The 16,442-nt window shown below is 45.0% G+C and carries 13 protein-coding genes; 9 read left to right on the top strand and 4 right to left on the bottom strand.

The window, feature by feature from the left end; all coding sequences use genetic code 11:
• Window positions 1-118 precede the first annotated feature (118 nt).
• Complete coding sequence (locus OCU90_RS10310; protein ID WP_017110878.1) at window positions 119-835, bottom strand: FadR/GntR family transcriptional regulator; 717 nt, start codon at window positions 833-835, stop codon at window positions 119-121.
• A 265-nt stretch (window positions 836-1,100) separates the two neighbouring features.
• Here OCU90_RS10310 and phnD point away from each other — a divergent pair, with 265 nt between their 5' ends.
• The 4 genes from phnD (at window position 1,101) to phnE (OCU90_RS10330) (ending at window position 4,733) form a co-directional block, all read left to right on the top strand.
• Window positions 1,101-2,057 carry a phosphate/phosphite/phosphonate ABC transporter substrate-binding protein gene (gene phnD / locus OCU90_RS10315; protein ID WP_061021537.1) on the top strand — a complete coding sequence of 319 codons (957 nt, stop codon included), beginning with the start codon at window positions 1,101-1,103 and terminating at the stop codon, window positions 2,055-2,057.
• Between the two features lie 141 nt (window positions 2,058-2,198).
• Window positions 2,199-3,017 (top strand): phosphonate ABC transporter ATP-binding protein, encoded by an 819-nt coding sequence (gene phnC / locus OCU90_RS10320; protein WP_061021539.1) that lies wholly within the window; start codon window positions 2,199-2,201, stop codon window positions 3,015-3,017.
• Window positions 3,014-3,892: a phosphonate ABC transporter, permease protein PhnE gene (gene phnE, locus OCU90_RS10325; RefSeq protein WP_240513403.1), complete on the top strand. Its 879-nt coding sequence runs from the start codon at window positions 3,014-3,016 to the stop codon at window positions 3,890-3,892. The genes phnC and phnE (OCU90_RS10325) overlap by 4 nt, the downstream gene beginning before the upstream one ends.
• Before the next feature lie 10 nt (window positions 3,893-3,902).
• Complete coding sequence (gene phnE, locus OCU90_RS10330; RefSeq protein ID WP_198595879.1) at window positions 3,903-4,733, top strand: phosphonate ABC transporter, permease protein PhnE; 831 nt, start codon at window positions 3,903-3,905, stop codon at window positions 4,731-4,733.
• 103 nt (window positions 4,734-4,836) lie between these two features.
• Here the strand turns inward: phnE (OCU90_RS10330) and OCU90_RS10335 are convergent, their stop codons facing one another.
• From OCU90_RS10335 to OCU90_RS10345, 3 genes are all read right to left on the bottom strand, one after another.
• A complete protein-coding gene (locus tag OCU90_RS10335; protein ID WP_061021541.1) occupies window positions 4,837-5,691 on the bottom strand; it encodes a fumarylacetoacetate hydrolase family protein in 855 nt (284 codons plus the stop codon).
• Window positions 5,692-6,006: 315 nt separating this feature from the next.
• A complete protein-coding gene (locus OCU90_RS10340) occupies window positions 6,007-8,160 on the bottom strand; it encodes a heparinase II/III domain-containing protein (protein WP_061021543.1) in 2,154 nt (717 codons plus the stop codon).
• 2 nt (window positions 8,161-8,162) lie between these two features.
• On the bottom strand, window positions 8,163-10,370 hold the full coding sequence (locus OCU90_RS10345; RefSeq protein WP_061021546.1) for a heparinase II/III domain-containing protein: 2,208 nt from the start codon (window positions 10,368-10,370) through the stop codon (window positions 8,163-8,165).
• A gap of 333 nt (window positions 10,371-10,703) precedes the next feature.
• Here OCU90_RS10345 and OCU90_RS10350 point away from each other — a divergent pair, with 333 nt between their 5' ends.
• From OCU90_RS10350 to OCU90_RS10370, 5 genes are all read left to right on the top strand, one after another.
• Window positions 10,704-11,039 carry a cupin domain-containing protein gene (locus OCU90_RS10350; protein WP_009846518.1) on the top strand — a complete coding sequence of 112 codons (336 nt, stop codon included), beginning with the start codon at window positions 10,704-10,706 and terminating at the stop codon, window positions 11,037-11,039.
• A gap of 34 nt (window positions 11,040-11,073) precedes the next feature.
• Window positions 11,074-12,006: a 2-dehydro-3-deoxygluconokinase gene (gene kdgK, locus OCU90_RS10355; protein ID WP_017077178.1), complete on the top strand. Its 933-nt coding sequence runs from the start codon at window positions 11,074-11,076 to the stop codon at window positions 12,004-12,006.
• A gap of 73 nt (window positions 12,007-12,079) precedes the next feature.
• A complete protein-coding gene (locus OCU90_RS10360) occupies window positions 12,080-12,706 on the top strand; it encodes a bifunctional 4-hydroxy-2-oxoglutarate aldolase/2-dehydro-3-deoxy-phosphogluconate aldolase (protein WP_017088165.1) in 627 nt (208 codons plus the stop codon).
• 858 nt (window positions 12,707-13,564) lie between these two features.
• Window positions 13,565-15,331: a sodium:solute symporter family transporter gene (locus OCU90_RS10365; protein ID WP_061021548.1), complete on the top strand. Its 1,767-nt coding sequence runs from the start codon at window positions 13,565-13,567 to the stop codon at window positions 15,329-15,331.
• A gap of 268 nt (window positions 15,332-15,599) precedes the next feature.
• Window positions 15,600-16,364 (top strand): transporter substrate-binding domain-containing protein, encoded by a 765-nt coding sequence (locus tag OCU90_RS10370; protein WP_061021552.1) that lies wholly within the window; start codon window positions 15,600-15,602, stop codon window positions 16,362-16,364.
• Window positions 16,365-16,442: the final 78 nt, after the last annotated feature.

Consider the following 16,442-nt stretch of genomic DNA (forward strand, 5'->3'; position numbering starts at 1 on the left):
TCTGGCTTTTTAGTACACAATAAACAATCAATTTATGTAAAAAACAGACAATAAAAAAGGCATGCACTTGGCATACCTTTTTAGATCGTTTATCAGAACGTGAAGCTGTTCATCTCTACTACGCTGTAGCCAAACGGTGGTTGGCATCTTGCAAGTGAACGGCAGAAGCAATTCTAGCCTTGTCACAATCACCGGCCATGATAGCTTCATAGATTCTGCGGTGTTCATTGATACATGTGCTTCCCTCTTCAGAAGAATGCACGATGAAGTTAACAAACATCGTAGTCAGAATATTACCGAACGGTAAATAGAAGTCGTTACCTGTCGCATTGAAGATCAAGCTATGGAAACGAGTATCAATATCTGTCCAACGTTCTTGGTCAAACACTTCAGCTTCATCCACTTCGACCATCTTTTGGAAGATCTCTGAAAGCTCGATACGTTGCTCAGCCGTCGCAAATTTTGCCGCCAGTGCACACGCTTCAGGTTCAATCGCACGGCGAAGACCTAAGAACTGTGAACAGAATTGGTCTACGTCGGTTAGACCGTCCATCCATTCAATCAGTTGAGGATCAAGGAAGTTCCAGTATGCGCGGTCGACTACACGAGTACCGATTTTCGGGCGGGACTCTAACAGACCTTTAGAGGTCAATAGTTTAACTGCTTCACGAAGTGCCGTTCGGCTGATACCAAACTGTTCACACAACGCCATTTCACCAGGAATAATAGAACCTTGTGGCAGTTCGCCAGACAAGATTCCACGAGCGATTTCACGAGCTACTTGCACGTGCAGGCTGCGCTTCGAGCCCGAAATTGAATTAAAAGTGGTAACCATAAGTTCACTTATTTTATATGTTATGTTTATGTATTATTTAAGGATCACTATAACAGTATTTCAACCTACAGCCAATTGAGTAAAATCCAAACGAATCACAGGCTATTAATTTACTCTCCTAATCAAACACTTAGAAAGTATCTAATTCTACTCTGCTAGAAACATTATGTTACACCATTCATAAATCCGTCATCAAAAAGCATCGGTTCTGTCATCCTCGATTCCTATACTTCCTTCCAACAAATCACTCAATTGGACTGACATAATGAAACCGACAAAAACAAATCTCACGCTTAAAAGCGCTATTACTGCTGCGCTGATTTTTTCTGGTTCTGCATTAGCGATGGATACGCGATACGAAGACCGCTCTGGTAACTTGGTTGCCGATGTACCCCAAGATGAATCACAATGGGTGGATCCAAATACGCTAATTTTTGCTTACACGCCAGTTGAAGATCCAGCAGTATACGCTGATGTGTGGAGCGAGTTTTTGAGCCACCTTGAAAAAACAACGGAAAAAACGGTTCGTTTCTTCCCTGTACAAAATAACGCAGCTCAAATTGAAGCAATGCGTTCAGGTCGTCTGCATATCGCAGGTTTCAACACTGGTTCAACGCCTCTAGCAGTTAACTGTGCTGGCTTTGCTCCATTCACAATGATGGCGGCTGAAGATGGCTCTTTCGGTTACGAAATGGAAATCATCACACACCCAGGCTCAGGCATCGAAAAGGTTGAAGACCTAAAAGGCAAAAACCTAGCATTCACATCGCAAACGTCAAACTCTGGTTTCAAAGCCCCTTCTGCGATTCTGGATGCTGAATACCAGCTTCAACCTGAGCGTGATTTCAAACCGGCTTTCTCTGGCGCTCACGACAACTCAATTTTGGGTGTGGCACACAAAGATTACGACGCAGCAGCCGTCGCTAACTCAGTATTGAACCGTATGCTTTCACGTGAAGTCGTGAAAGAAGGTCAAATCAAGAGTATCTACAAGTCACAAACCTTCCCAACAACGGCTTACGGCACAGCGCACAACCTAACACCAGAGCTTCAAGAGAAGATTCAAAAAGCCTTCTTCACTTTCGACTGGGAAGGCACCAAGCTCCAAGAAGAATTTGAGCGTAACGGTGAAGCGAAGTTCGTTCCGATCACATACCAAGAGCACTGGGAAGTGATCCGCACTATCGATACCGCTAATAAAGTGTCTTACACGTGTAGCTAAGTTCAACCGAACAAAAGCCAATCACACATTGATAAAACTAACTGCAGGCTTACGCGCCTGCAGTTACTCACTACTCTCAGCGGTTTGCTTCCGATTTCTGCCTCAGGCGAACTGTTAGTACACCGTCCTTATAGGAATTCTATGTCTACTCTTACCCTTAAAGGGCTTACCAAGCACTACTCCAGTTCTGATAAAGCTCTGACCAACGTTAGCTTATCGGTGAATGCCGGCGAAGTCGTTGGATTGATTGGCCCATCTGGTGCGGGTAAATCAACGCTGATTCGCTGTATTAACCGACTAACCGAGCCTACCAGCGGCGAAGTTATCTTCTCCAACACTAACCTAGAGACCTTGTCTAAGCGCCAACTGAGACATTCACGACGTGAAATTGGGATGATTTTCCAAGAGTACGCATTGATTGAGCGCTTAACGGTTATGGAGAATGTGCTTTCAGGGCGTTTGGGATACGTAAACTTCTGGCAAAGCTTTACTCGTCGTTTCCCAGAATCAGATATCCAAGCCGCTTATGCGCTACTCGACCGCGTTGGATTATTAGAGCACGCCAATAAAAGAGCCGATGCCCTATCAGGTGGCCAGCGCCAACGCGTAGGTATCGCACGTGCACTCGCTCAGAAACCAAAATTACTGTTGATAGATGAACCCACGGCCGCGCTCGATCCACGCACTGCCCGCCAGATCATGCGATTGATCAGCGAAATTTGTTCAGAACAACAACTCCCAGCCATCATCAATATTCACGATGTTCAGTTAGCGAAACAGTTTGTCGACCGTGTTGTCGGCCTAAATGCTGGCTGTGTGGTATTTGATGACAAACCAAACTTGCTCACCGAAGACGTACTCACACAGATCTACGGTGAAGAAGATTGGAGCCAACAAGCAGAAGAAGAGGAAGAGGATCTCATCATTATGAACCCTCGCTTGTCTGAGGCAACAGTATGACTCAACCATATCCAAATCAAGCTCAAACTCAAACTCAAACTCAAACTCAGCAACATTTAAATTCAGCACAACAAAATCCCAAACAATACCCGACACAATGGACAAAGCCGCCATTGATATCCAACTCATGGTTGCGTTGGAGTTTGATCATCATGGTTGCGGTTTACTTATACCTTGCGACTCAATCGGTACACGTCAACTGGACTCGAATTTACGAAGGCAGCGAACGCGGCTGGCAGTTCATTTTGGCTTTCATGAACCCAGATTTTGGCGGACGTTGGAACAACATCTCACAAGGTTTGATTGAGAGCTTAACCATGACGCTCACGTCAACCGTGGCAGGTGTCATTCTCTCGATCCCATTCGGATTAGGCGCAGCCAAAAACCTTGCCCCTACTCCCGTTTATCTATTCTGCCGTGCGTTTATTTCGATCGCTCGTAGCTTACAAGAGATCATCGTTGCGATTCTGTGTGTGGCTCTGTTTGGCTTTGGTACGTTTGCAGGTTTTGTCACGCTGACATTCGCAACCATCGGCTTTCTCGCGAAATTGTTTGCCGATGAAATTGAAGCCATCGACCCAGCACCACTCACCGCAATGCGCGCAACTGGCGCAAGTTGGTTACAACAAGTGAACTATGCGATTCAAGCGCAGGTAATGCCACGCTTTATCGGGCTTTCGATGTATCGACTCGACATCAACTTTCGTGAATCTGCTGTGATTGGCATTGTTGGCGCAGGGGGCATCGGCGCAACATTGAACACCGCCATGGACCGTTACGAATACAGTGCAGCGGCCGCTATACTATTGATTATTATCGTGATCGTGATGTTGTGTGAATACCTATCGACCATCATCCGCAAGCATGTGCAGTAAGGAGCGACCAATGAGCACGCTAAATGACACCTCTACAAGCTCCATGAATCGTACCCAATGGCAGCGTTACGACAGTAAACAGAGCCTAATGCTTTGGATTGGCTGGCTTTGCTTTGTTGCGCTAACGGTTTTTGCATGGCAAGTCATGAACAAGGACACGATTTGGTATTTTGTGACTGACTCACCGAATCAACTTGCTGATATCTCGTCACGTATGTGGCCACCAAGATGGAGCTATTTAGAGTCACTTTGGAGCCCTTTGTGGGACACCATTAACATCGCAACACTTGGCACACTGTTAGGAATCGTACTGGCATTTCCAGTTGCATTCTTAGCCGCACGCAACACAACGCCAAGTACAACGTTTATCAGGCCTATCGCACTGTTCATCATTGCGGCTAGTCGTTCAATCAACTCATTAATTTGGGCACTCCTGTTAGTGGCTATCATCGGCCCAGGGTTACTGGCCGGTATTATCGCGATTGCGCTACGCTCGATTGGCTTCGTAGCTAAGTTGATGTACGAAGCGATTGAAGAAGTAAACGTCACGCAGATGTCAGCGATTCAATCGACGGGGGCATCCCCACTACAAGTATTGAACTACGGCATTCTTCCGCAAGTGATGCCAAGTTTCATCGGCACGAGCTTGTTCCGTTGGGACATCAACATTCGAGAGTCTACCGTCTTAGGTTTGGTGGGCGCTGGCGGTATCGGCTTAAAACTGCAAGAATCGATGGCAATGCTGGCATGGCCTCAAGTGACTGTGATTTTCTGTGCGATTCTAGTGACAGTCATCTTCTCCGAATGGGTGGCAGCCAAAGCAAGAAAAGCCCTTATCTAAATACTAAAAACAACGTCAAATAGACGGTTAGCTAGTAATAAGATCAAAGCCTACTCACTGAGTAGGCTTTTTGTTTGTTAAGACTTTACAGACAAATTCACACTTAGAACCGCACTTCGTTAACGACAGTACCTACTCCTTCAATGGTGACACTCACTTGGTCTTTATCGGATAAAGCAAACGTTCTGCCCGGTGTGCCCATAAAAATAAGATCGCCCGGCTTGAGAGTAAAATAGTGACTCAAGTAGCTGACGACTTTTCGAGGCTTGTGAATCATGAAAGACGTATTTTCTTGCTGCACAACCTCGCCGTTAACGCGTGTGGTCAGTTGCACGTTGTTATAATCGACACCACGAACAATCGTATTACCAATTGGGCCAAAGCCATCGGATGCTTTCGCTCGTAACCATTGTAAATCCGTGCCTTGCCAGCTTCTCTCTGTAATATCGTTACCCACAGTGACACCAAAGATCGCTTGTTCCGCCTCTTCTTCACTGGCTCGGCTCAACTCTTTACCAATCACAACCACCAGCTCGCCTTCAAAATGAACGTTCTTCGCTTTCGGTGGCACTTGAATCACTTCGCCTGTGAGGGTTAAAGAAGAAGGAAGCTTAAGAAACATAGGTGGCGGCGCATCGGCAGGTGATGCTAGGTGACTAGCGAAGTTCATGCCGACCGCAAACACCTTTTCAGGCTTGGTAGGCAATAATACTTCGACTGACTCAAGAGGAATCGAGGTTTTTGCGACTGCATATTCACCGAAGATGTCACCACTGATTGGCAACACAGAGTCTTTATCTAACTTCCCATAGCTGATCTTATCTTGATATTGATAGCGCACGAACTCCTCAGTTTCGACGCTGCTATCAGACTCGTCATTTGCTAAAGCAGCGTTAGCAAAAACAAAGGTAGAACAAGACACCGCAAGTATTGATACCAACCCTTTCATTAACTTCATGGTTCACTCCCTAACCGTTTATTCCTATCAGTTACTGTAGTCTAAACACAAGTATGCATCGCTTATTCTCAGCGGATCAGGTTCTCTGTTTGTTCCTTTTCCTGTCTAGCAAACCGTTCGATTCTGTTTTCTACACGCATAAAAAAACCGAGCAACTCACAGTGAGTTACTCGGTTTGACTTATTCCCGATGTATTCAGTCGTTGTTGGTATCAACGAACGATTTGCAATCACGACTGAATTCAATGTGATGCTTCGTTCCCGCAAAGCACCACATCAATACATGCCATCGTTAAACGGCATGTATGTTAATCATTTACAGTTGAGCAAATGATCCTTCCCACGAGTATGTCTCACCCGCGAACTCAACAGTGTGAGTTGCTTGCTGCGTGTCTTCAGCTTGGTTTGAGATACCGTAGTGGTAAGTGTTGCTAGAAGTAGTCTGAATGCGAACAACAGTCCCGACACTGTTATGGCCCACAACAGATACTGATTTAACTAGACCACGAGCGCCTACAGAGGCTTCGATAGACTCGTTAAAATAACCATGCGTTTCTAGTACAGAAGCAAACACGTGGTTTTGACCAGACTGACGTAAGATGAACGCAGGCTCACTCTTAAGGTTGAAGTCTGGATCGTTAGCACCAGTGCGAGCAAAAATCACTTCACTGCCCGCATTCGCGCTGGTTACTAGGCTGTAGTAGCTGCTGTCATGTAGCCAGCTTACTAGAGAACCTTCTTCGTTCACTTTGCCTGAAGCAACGTTCCACAGATGTTGGTAACCGTTGTCTTCACCTAATGGCTTAAGCGTTTTTTCCATGTTGTAATCGAAGTCAGTACGGATGATCTGGCCAGAGTGGTGAACGGGCAGGTCGTACTGGTGCTCAGCGTCAGCTTCAATGCGGTATACATCGATCACTAGTGGCTTCTCGAACTCAGGAAGTTCAGCAAGAATCACGCTGCGTTGCATGTCTACGCCTGTGTAGTACTCAGAAATTGTGCCGCTCATGCCTTGTAGAGACTGGTCGTCTGCTACGAAGAAGTGCTTCTGACCAAACTTAGACTCAGCCAATGCTGTGTTGAAGTTGTTCTGCGTTTTCTGATCAACCGTTACCGTGTTGTGAGCAACCGTCTGCTTACAGTAAGACTTGTTCTCTGGGATGTAACGACCGCCAAACTTAGGCTCAACGTTTACCCAGCGACCGAAGCCGTAATCGTGCAGCACTTCGTGGCCACGGTTGAATACGCTTAGGTGCAGGCCATCGTAGTGACCGTGGTCTAGAGCAGAGTGGTACTGGTGATCAGAACCGTGTTGACCAAACCAGATCAACGCCATCGTGTCGTCATCTTGCTCGTCACGGTGACGAAGGATGCTTACGCCGCCTTTTTCGCCTTCAGGGCCGTCGGTTACAAACAGGCTACCCCAGTTGAATGCTTTGATGTCGTCTGCTGAATCAACCGCGTCAGACAATGTTTTACCTGAAGCATGAACCCAAACGTTTTGTTGGTGGTTAGCCATACCAAGCAGAGTTTCAGTCTGCTCGTAACGGTGGTAACACACAGACGTTGCCATGATAACGCCTTCATCGTTGATAGAGATTGTCTTCGATGAATCGTTCAGTGCTGGCAATGTACCGTCTGGGAATGCCGTTTTGAATACAGAGTAAGACGTTGTCTTGATCACTGAATCGTTGAATTCATAGATACCAACTTCAGGCTGACGACGTTCGATCGCCTCTGCAAACAGGTAGATTGGACGTAGCGAGAAACGGTGGTAGTAAGGACCTTCCATGTAGTAGCCGTCTGGCGAAAACAGTTGGTCAAGTTGCGCTAAGAAACCGCCGCTGACTTTGTCTAGTTTCAGGCCGTAAAGCGCTTTGTCTACAGACTCTTGATCGTTAATTGCGTAACCACAGATACCTACTGCAGCCACTGCCCATAAACCGTGGTTGTGTACGATATCGAAGTCGTGTGCGTAAGTCACAACGAACATTTCGATCATTTGCTTAAGAAGATCGTCTTCGATCAGACGCTTTTGCTCTTCAGAGATCGTGTGGTAGATGCAGCTGTACGCGCAAGAAGCGTAAAGCATCCACATGTTCTCGTTCAACGTTTGGTGGAACAGCTTACCCGGAGGGTTAGAGTCACGGCTTACGTTGCTTTCAAGTGTTGGGTACACCGTCGCGTACGCTGTTAGCATATCAACGATGTAATCTCGGTATTTTGTTTCCTCAGTGATAAGGAACAAACGACCTGCTAGATCCATATGGATGTAGTTTTGCTTGTGACGGTTGTGCTCGTAACCGCCGCCTTCACCGTGACCTGGTACTTCAATGCCAACTTCCGCCATGTAAGCGTCAGTTTGTTTAATGTCGCGAGTCAGTGCGTTACCTAATAGGCTATCCTTGCCAAGTTCTTTACGAAGTTCAGCTGCTTCATCAAAGTTAAGTAAAAGTGGTTGATAGCTCATTATTATTTCCCCTGCCCTGCAGTGCTAAGTTCTTCTGAATTCGTTTCTTGTAAAGTTGTCTCGACTGAGTAGAAGCCTTTCCAGCTGTATACTTTGCCGTTCAGTTCTACTTTGTGTTCAGTGTTGTCAGTCGCGCCAAGTTGGTTGCTGATCATCACTGTCACGTTTGATTTCTCTGTGGTGATCTCAACTACCGAACCGATATTCGTGTGAGCCACGACTTTGATGTCTTTCACAACACCACGTGCATTAACTGATTGCTCGAACTCTTCGTTAAAGTAACCGTGCGTTTCAACAACAGAAGCAAACAGTGTTGTTTCGCCCTTGCTGCGTAGAATGAACGCCGGCTCTGAACGTAGGTTAAAGCTTGGGTCGTTAGCGCCAGTGCGAGTAAAGATCACTTCAGCATTATCGTTAGACGTTGCACCTAGCCATGTGTAGTAGGTGTTGTTTTGTAGCCAGCTTACAGTTGCTGTGCCCTTCACTTCACCGCTTGCGACGTTCCATAGGTGTTGGTAACCGAAATCGTCACCTAGCGTGTTCAGCTCTTTGTTTGCTTGGTATTCAAAGTTAGTACGAACAATCTGACCTTGATATTGGTGTGAGTAATCGTATTGATGCTCGCCTTCGCCGCCCTTTTCAGAATCTAAACGGTAAAGGTCTAATAGTAGCGGAGATTCTATCTCTTCAAGGTTTAGCATGAACACGCTGCGTTGCATGTCAAAGCCTTGGTAGTGATCGTTAGCAAATGCACTCATGCCGTTGATTTGCTCATCTTCTACTTTAAAGAAGTGAGGTAAACCGTGTACAGCGTCTGCACGTTCAACGTCAAAGTTGTTCTGACATTTTTCATCAATCGTGACTGCGTTGTGAGCAATCGTTTGACGAGCGTAAGATTTGTTTTCGTCTAGGTAACGGCCGCCGAATTTTGGCTCCACGTTAACCCAACGACAGAAACCGTATTCACGTAGCACTTCTTGACCGCGGTTGAAGAAAGAAATACCCAGCGTATCAAAGTTGCCGTGACCCATGCCGTGCTGGCCGTAGTTCATAACAAGTTGAGAAACGTCGCCTTTCTTGTCCTGCATGCGGATAAAGCCTTGCGCGCCGTTGTGACCTTGAGGGCCTTCATTCAATTCAACACTTGGCCAGAAAGGCATACCGATTTCTTTCTCTGCAGAAGCGGCTTCGTATGCTTTAGATAGCTCAAGACCACATGGGTGCATCCATACTGCGTCTTGAATCTTCGCCATACCAAGAATGTTTTGGTCAACGCCGTTTTCAGATGAGTAATGTTTGCTGTAAACACTGACGGCAACCTGAACACCCATGTCTGTGATACCCATTGTACGAGAAGCATCATTCAGAGCCGGGAACTCACCGTTCGGGTAAGCCGTCGCAAGCATCGCTTGTACTGTGTTGCCAATCACGCCACCTTTGTAGTTATAGATATCTACTTCAGGCATGTGGCGGTGAATCACTTCAGCGAACACACACGTTGGGCGAATCGCATAACGGTGGTAGTAAGGGCCTTCCATGTAGTAACCAGAAGGTGCAAATAGCTGAGAAACTTGCGCTAGGAAACCGCCAGTATCGTTACGGTCGATGCCGTACACTGACATCTCAAGGTACTCGCGTTTGCCTAAAGCAAGACCACAGATACCGACAGCAGCAACAGCCCAAATGCCGTGGTTATGGATACGGTCAAAATCGTGTGCGTATTTAACCGTGAACATTTCTAGCATGGGTTCAAAAATGCGAGACTCAATGTTGTCACGCTGCTCTTGTGTCAGTGTCGAAGCAACACAAGAGTAAGCTAAGCTTGAGAACATTAACCAGCAGTGTTCGTTCAGGATTTGGTGGAACAAACGACCGGTAGGGTTGGTGTTTTTCTGTACGTGATAATCAAACGTTAGATATTTGTCTGCGTACTCTTCGAGTAATTCTGTAACAAAGTCAGCGTACTTTTGCTCTTTAGTGATCACGAACATGCGACCAGCTAGGTTCATGTACGTGTAATTTTGCTTGTGGCGGTTATGTTCGTAACCCCCAGCTTCACCATGACCTGGGACATCAATAGGTAAACGCATGAATGCTTCTAGATCTTTCGCGTTCGCTGCAATGGTTTTGCCCATTAAGCTAGAACGGCCCACTTCAAGATGAAGCTGCTCGATTTCTGCTTCAGTCAACAATACTGGTTTAGTCGTCATATTCTTTGTCACCCTCAATAAAGAGTTTATCTGCTTAAACTTTGATTAAATTTTCAAACTCCATATAAAGTAATACAATAAGAGCTTTAATTATACCTATTCGTTACCAAATGATGATTAGAGTCACACAATCAACCGTAAGTCATTGATAAAAATGACTAATGATAAATATCAGCCATTTATTAAGTTATTGATTTATTTACGCTATATAAAGTATCGCTTGATCAATATCACACAAATTTAGATATATTGTATTACAATTGAGCTCATTCCCTTATGATGGATCCAAGTTAAGTAACACTTAAAAGATTTAAACAGATTAGGAGATACACAATGAACTCTTTCTTTATCCTAGATGAAAACCCATGGGAAGAACTTGGTGGCGGCATTAAGCGTAAAATCGTTGCTTACACTGACGATCTTATGGCTGTACACCTGTGTTTTGATAAGGGCGCGATTGGCCATCCTCATACTCACGAAATTCACGACCAAATCGGTTATGTTGTTCGTGGTAGCTTCGAAGCTGAGATTGAAGGCGAAAAGAAAGTCCTTAAAGAAGGCGATGCTTACTTCGCTCGTAAACACATGATGCACGGTGCAGTTGCTCTAGAACAAGACAGCATCCTTCTTGATATCTTCAACCCTGCGCGTGAAGATTTCCTAAAATAATAACTGGCGCAACCTCAGTTGCTAAGGTAAGCATATGAAATCATTAAACATCGCGGTCATTGGCGAGTGCATGGTTGAGCTACAAAAGAAACAAGACGGGCTTAAGCAAAGTTTTGGTGGCGATACGCTGAATACTGCACTTTACTTGTCACGCTTAACAAAAGAGCAAGATATCAACACGAGCTACGTAACTGCACTCGGCACTGACCCATTCAGTACCGACATGTTAAAAAATTGGCAAGCGGAAGGTATCGACACGAGCTTAATAGCTCAGCTGGATCACAAACAACCAGGGCTTTACTACATCGAGACCGATGAAACTGGTGAACGCAGTTTCCACTACTGGCGTAGTGATGCTGCAGCGAAGTTCATGTTTGATCAGGAAGACACGCCTGCTCTTCTTGATAAGCTGTTCTCTTTTGACGCGGTTTACTTAAGTGGAATTACGCTGGCAATCTTGACAGAAAATGGTCGCACGCAGCTATTCAACTTCTTAGACAAATTCAAAGCTCAAGGCGGCCAAGTATTCTTCGACAATAACTACCGACCTAAACTTTGGGAAAGCCAACAAGAAGCGATTTCTTGGTACTTGAAAATGCTTAAGTACACAGATACGGCTCTGCTGACGTTTGATGATGAGCAAGAGCTATACGGCGACGAAAGCATTGAACAATGTATTACACGTACGTCTGAGTCTGGTGTGAAAGAGATCGTCATTAAACGTGGCGCGAAAGACTGCTTAGTGGTTGAAAGCCAAAGCGCTCAATACGTTGCACCCAACCCTGTAGACAACATCGTTGATACGACTGCCGCTGGCGACTCGTTCAGTGCAGGCTTCTTGGCCAAGCGCTTGAGCGGCGGTAGTGCTCGTGATGCTGCATTTGCAGGTCATATTGTGGCAGGAACCGTGATTCAGCATCCAGGTGCTATCATTCCTCTAGAAGCGACGCCTGATCTGTCTCTATAATTACGCACTTTAACTATTAATCAAGGGTTTGCTTAGTTTAAAGCAGGCCCACATTTAACGTGAGAAAGAATTCATGACGACATTAAATGAACAACTAGCAAACCTAAAAGTAATTCCTGTAATCGCGATCAACCGTGCTGAAGACGCTATCCCTCTAGGTAAAGCGTTGGTTGAAAATGGCATGCCATGTGCAGAAATTACACTACGTACAGAATGTGCAATCGAAGCGATTCGCATCATGCGTAAAGAATTCCCAGGCATGCTAATCGGTTCAGGTACTGTACTGACTAACGAGCAAGTTGACGCATCTATCGAAGCTGGTGTTGATTTCATCGTAAGCCCAGGTTTTAACCCGCGTACTGTTCAATACTGTATCGACAAAGGTGTTGCAATCGTACCGGGCGTTAACAACCCAAGCCTAGTTGAGCAAGCAATGGAAATGGGTCTTCGCACGTTGAAGTTCTTCCCTGCTGAGCCTTCCGGCGGTACTGGTATGCTTAAAGCACTAACAGCAGTTTACCCTGTTAAATTCATGCCTACTGGCGGCGTAAGCTTGAAGAATGTAGATGAATACCTATCGATCCCTTCTGTTCTTGCGTGTGGCGGTACTTGGATGGTTCCAACTAACCTTATCGATGAAGGTAAGTGGGACGAACTAGGCAAGCTTGTTCGTGACGCAGTTGATCACGTTAACGCTTAATCTGTTTTAGATTTCGTGATAAAGCCTCACTTCGGTGGGGCTTTTTGTTATCTGGCGTTTATTGCGCTGACTAACCGTAAAACACGCTCAATCAACGTTCTGTTTCCCCATACCCTATCGCCGTTCTCCCTATGGCCTCGTACAGCTCCGTGACTAAGACAGGCAAGAACGAGTGATGTAAGGCTTTCAAGCAACCTCAGTATGCATCTAGCGAAGCGTTACTGGTGCTACCTACCGCTTATCCAGCTCCTTATCCATCCCTTATCCGACAATATTCCTTTTTAATACTTCGTCAAACATCTCTCATAGCATGCACTGAAGACCACAATAGACAAAGTGAGCCGAAAGTGTGTCCCGTCGTCCAGTTTAACGCCCACTCAGTGACAAAAATTCCAAATACGCACCTCTCTAGCACGAAAAAATGAATAAATAACATGGAAAGGCTACAGAACCGCAGACAAACACAAAATAGCGAGGTGAAAACAATGAGCTACACTTGAAATCCTAATACAAGAATTTCCAGAATAGAGTTCCAAATTAACGTAAATGGCGTCGCACAACACACCAATTTGTAGCACATTTGTTACGGTTATAATTAAAATCTTATAGATAAAGTAAAGTAAGCGCTTTTGCTTATATTGTAATACATATAAACATTTAACCCTCATTTTATTTTATATCTAAAACAAAATACACAACCAATTAAAACCAATTAAAACAATGGCTTGATTAGTAATTTGCCAATAGCTAAAAAATCAATGCGACCTAGATCATACTAAAGACATATTGTAGTACAAATAAACCTTTGAACGCGTTAATCTAAGCCCAGTTAATTATGATATTTAAAAGGCTGAAAAGATGACTATCGATACTTTTGTTGTTCTCGCCTACTTCTTCTTTTTAATCGCTATTGGTTGGATGTTCCGTAAGTTCACCACGTCGACTAGTGATTACTTCAGAGGGGGCGGCAAAATGTTGTGGTGGATGGTTGGTGCAACCGCCTTCATGACACAGTTTTCAGCATGGACGTTTACAGGTGCCGCAGGACGCGCGTTCAATGACGGTTTCGTTATTGTAATCCTATTCTTAGCCAATGCTTTTGGCTACTTCATGAACTATATGTACTTCGCTCCAAAGTTCCGCCAACTTCGTGTGGTAACGGCGATCGAAGCTATTCGTCAGCGCTTTGGTAAAACGTCTGAACAGTTCTTCACATGGGCAGGTATGCCTGACAGCCTTATCTCTGCGGGTATCTGGCTAAATGGTCTAGCTATCTTCGTAGCAGCGGTATTCAACATCCCAATGGAAGCAACCATTGTGGTAACGGGTATGGTTCTAGTATTGATGGCAGTAACAGGCGGCTCTTGGGCGGTTGTTGCTTCTGACTTCATGCAAATGCTTGTTATCATGGCGGTTACGATTACTTGTGCGGTTGCAGCTTACTTCCACGGTGATGGCCTAACTAACATCGTTGCAAACTTCGACGGCGACTTCATGTTAGGTAATAACCTTAACTACATGAGCATCTTCGTACTTTGGGTTGTGTTCATTTTCGTGAAGCAGTTCGGTGTAATGAACAACAGCATCAATGCTTACCGTTACCTATGTGCAAAAGACAGTGAAAACGCACGTAAAGCGGCAGGCCTAGCATGTATCCTTATGGTTGTTGGCCCACTAATCTGGTTCCTACCACCTTGGTACGTAAGTGCATTCATGCCTGATTTCGCATTGGAGTACGCTTCAATGGGTGATAAAGCGGGAGATGCAGCTTACCTAGCATTCGTACAGAACGTAATGCCTGCAGGTATGGTTGGTCTTCTTATGTCAGCAATGTTCGCTGCAACAATGTCTTCTATGGATTCAGGTCTGAACCGTAACGCTGGCATCTTTGTAATGAACTTCTACAGCCCTATTCTTCGCCAAAACGCGACTCAGAAAGAGCTGGTTATTGTCAGTAAGCTAACCACTATCATGATGGGTATTATCATCATCGCGATTGGCTTGTTCATTAACTCTCTACGTCACTTGAGCTTGTTCGATATCGTAATGAACGTAGGTGCGTTAATTGGCTTCCCAATGCTTATCCCTGTACTACTTGGTATGTGGATTCGTAAGACGCCTGACTGGGCTGGTTGGTCTACGCTAATCGTTGGTGGCTTCGTTTCTTACATCTTCGGTATCTCGCTTCAAGCAGAAGACATCGAGCACCTATTCGGTATGGAAACAGCGCTTACTGGCCGTGAATGGAGCGACTTAAAAGTAGGTCTTAGCTTAGCTGCTCACGTAGTGTTTACTGGTGGTTACTTCATCCTAACTTCTCGCTTCTACAAAGGCCTATCGCCTGAACGTGAGAAAGAAGTTGACCAACTATTCACTAACTGGAACACGCCGCTAGTAGCGGAAGGTGAAGAGCAACAAAACCTAGATACTAAACAGCGTTCAATGCTTGGTAAGCTTATCAGCACAGCAGGTTTCGGTATCCTAGCAATGGCTCTGATTCCAAACGAACCAACAGGACGCTTGTTGTTCCTACTATGTGGTTCGATGGTGCTCACCGTTGGTATCCTACTGGTTAACGCATCTAAAGCTCCAGCTAAGATGAACAACGAGTCTGTTGCTAAATAGCTAAGCAGCTAAGCAGCTAAGCAGCTAAGCAGCTAACAAGTTAAACCAAAATGAAGCCCATGTTATTCGATAACATGGGCTTTTTGTTTGTCTACGGTTTATCAAAATGGAATATGAAACACATCTTTATCAATGTTCACAAATCAATAGAGTTACCTATCTCCTACCCTCGTTTTATCTTCTTTTCCAACCTTTCCAATGGTTTGATCTCTTTTTCTGATTGTTTCTGTTACTTTGAATAACAACACAAACACAACAGATAATTACAATGAAAAAAACATCACTATTACTTGCTTCCATTACTCTGGCACTTTCTGGTGTAGTGCAAGCCGACCAGCTAGAAGACATCCAAAAATCAGGCACACTTCGCGTTGGCACCACAGGCGACTACAAACCTTTTTCTTACTTCGACGGCAAAACCTACTCTGGTTATGACATTGACGTAGCTAAGCATGTTGCAGAGCAGTTAGGCGTTGAATTACAGATTGTTCGTACCACATGGAAAGATCTGCTAACCGACCTAGACAGCGATAAATACGACATCGCGATGGGCGGTATCACACGTAAAATGCAGCGCCAGTTAAACGCTGAACAAACTCAAGGCTACATGACCTTTGGTAAGTGTTTTCTAGTCGCGAAAGGCAAAGTTGGACAATACGACAGCATTGAAAAAGTGAACCTTTCTTCTGTGCGTGTTGGCGTTAATATCGGCGGGACTAACGAGATTTTTGCGGATGCTAACTTGCAAGACGCGAGCTTTACACGTTACGAGAACAACCTAGACGTTCCGCAAGCCGTTGCGGAAGGTAAAGTTGATGTAATGGTGACAGAAACTCCTGAAGGTCTGTTCTATCAAGTGACGGACGAGCGCCTTGAAGCGGCTCGTTGTGAGACACCATTTACCAACAGTCAATTCGGTTACTTGATTCCTAAAGGTGAACAACGTTTATTGAACACAGTGAACTTCATTATGGATGAGATGAAATTGAAAGGCGTTGAAGAAGAGTTCCTGATTCACAACTCTCTTAAGTAACTCTTTACGATTTATACAGTGACAAAAAAGAGGCCAGCAATGCTGGCCTCTTTCGTTATGGTTAAATGGTCCGCTTTT

The organism is Vibrio splendidus, from assembly GCF_024347615.1.
Taxonomy (GTDB): domain Bacteria; phylum Pseudomonadota; class Gammaproteobacteria; order Enterobacterales; family Vibrionaceae; genus Vibrio; species Vibrio splendidus.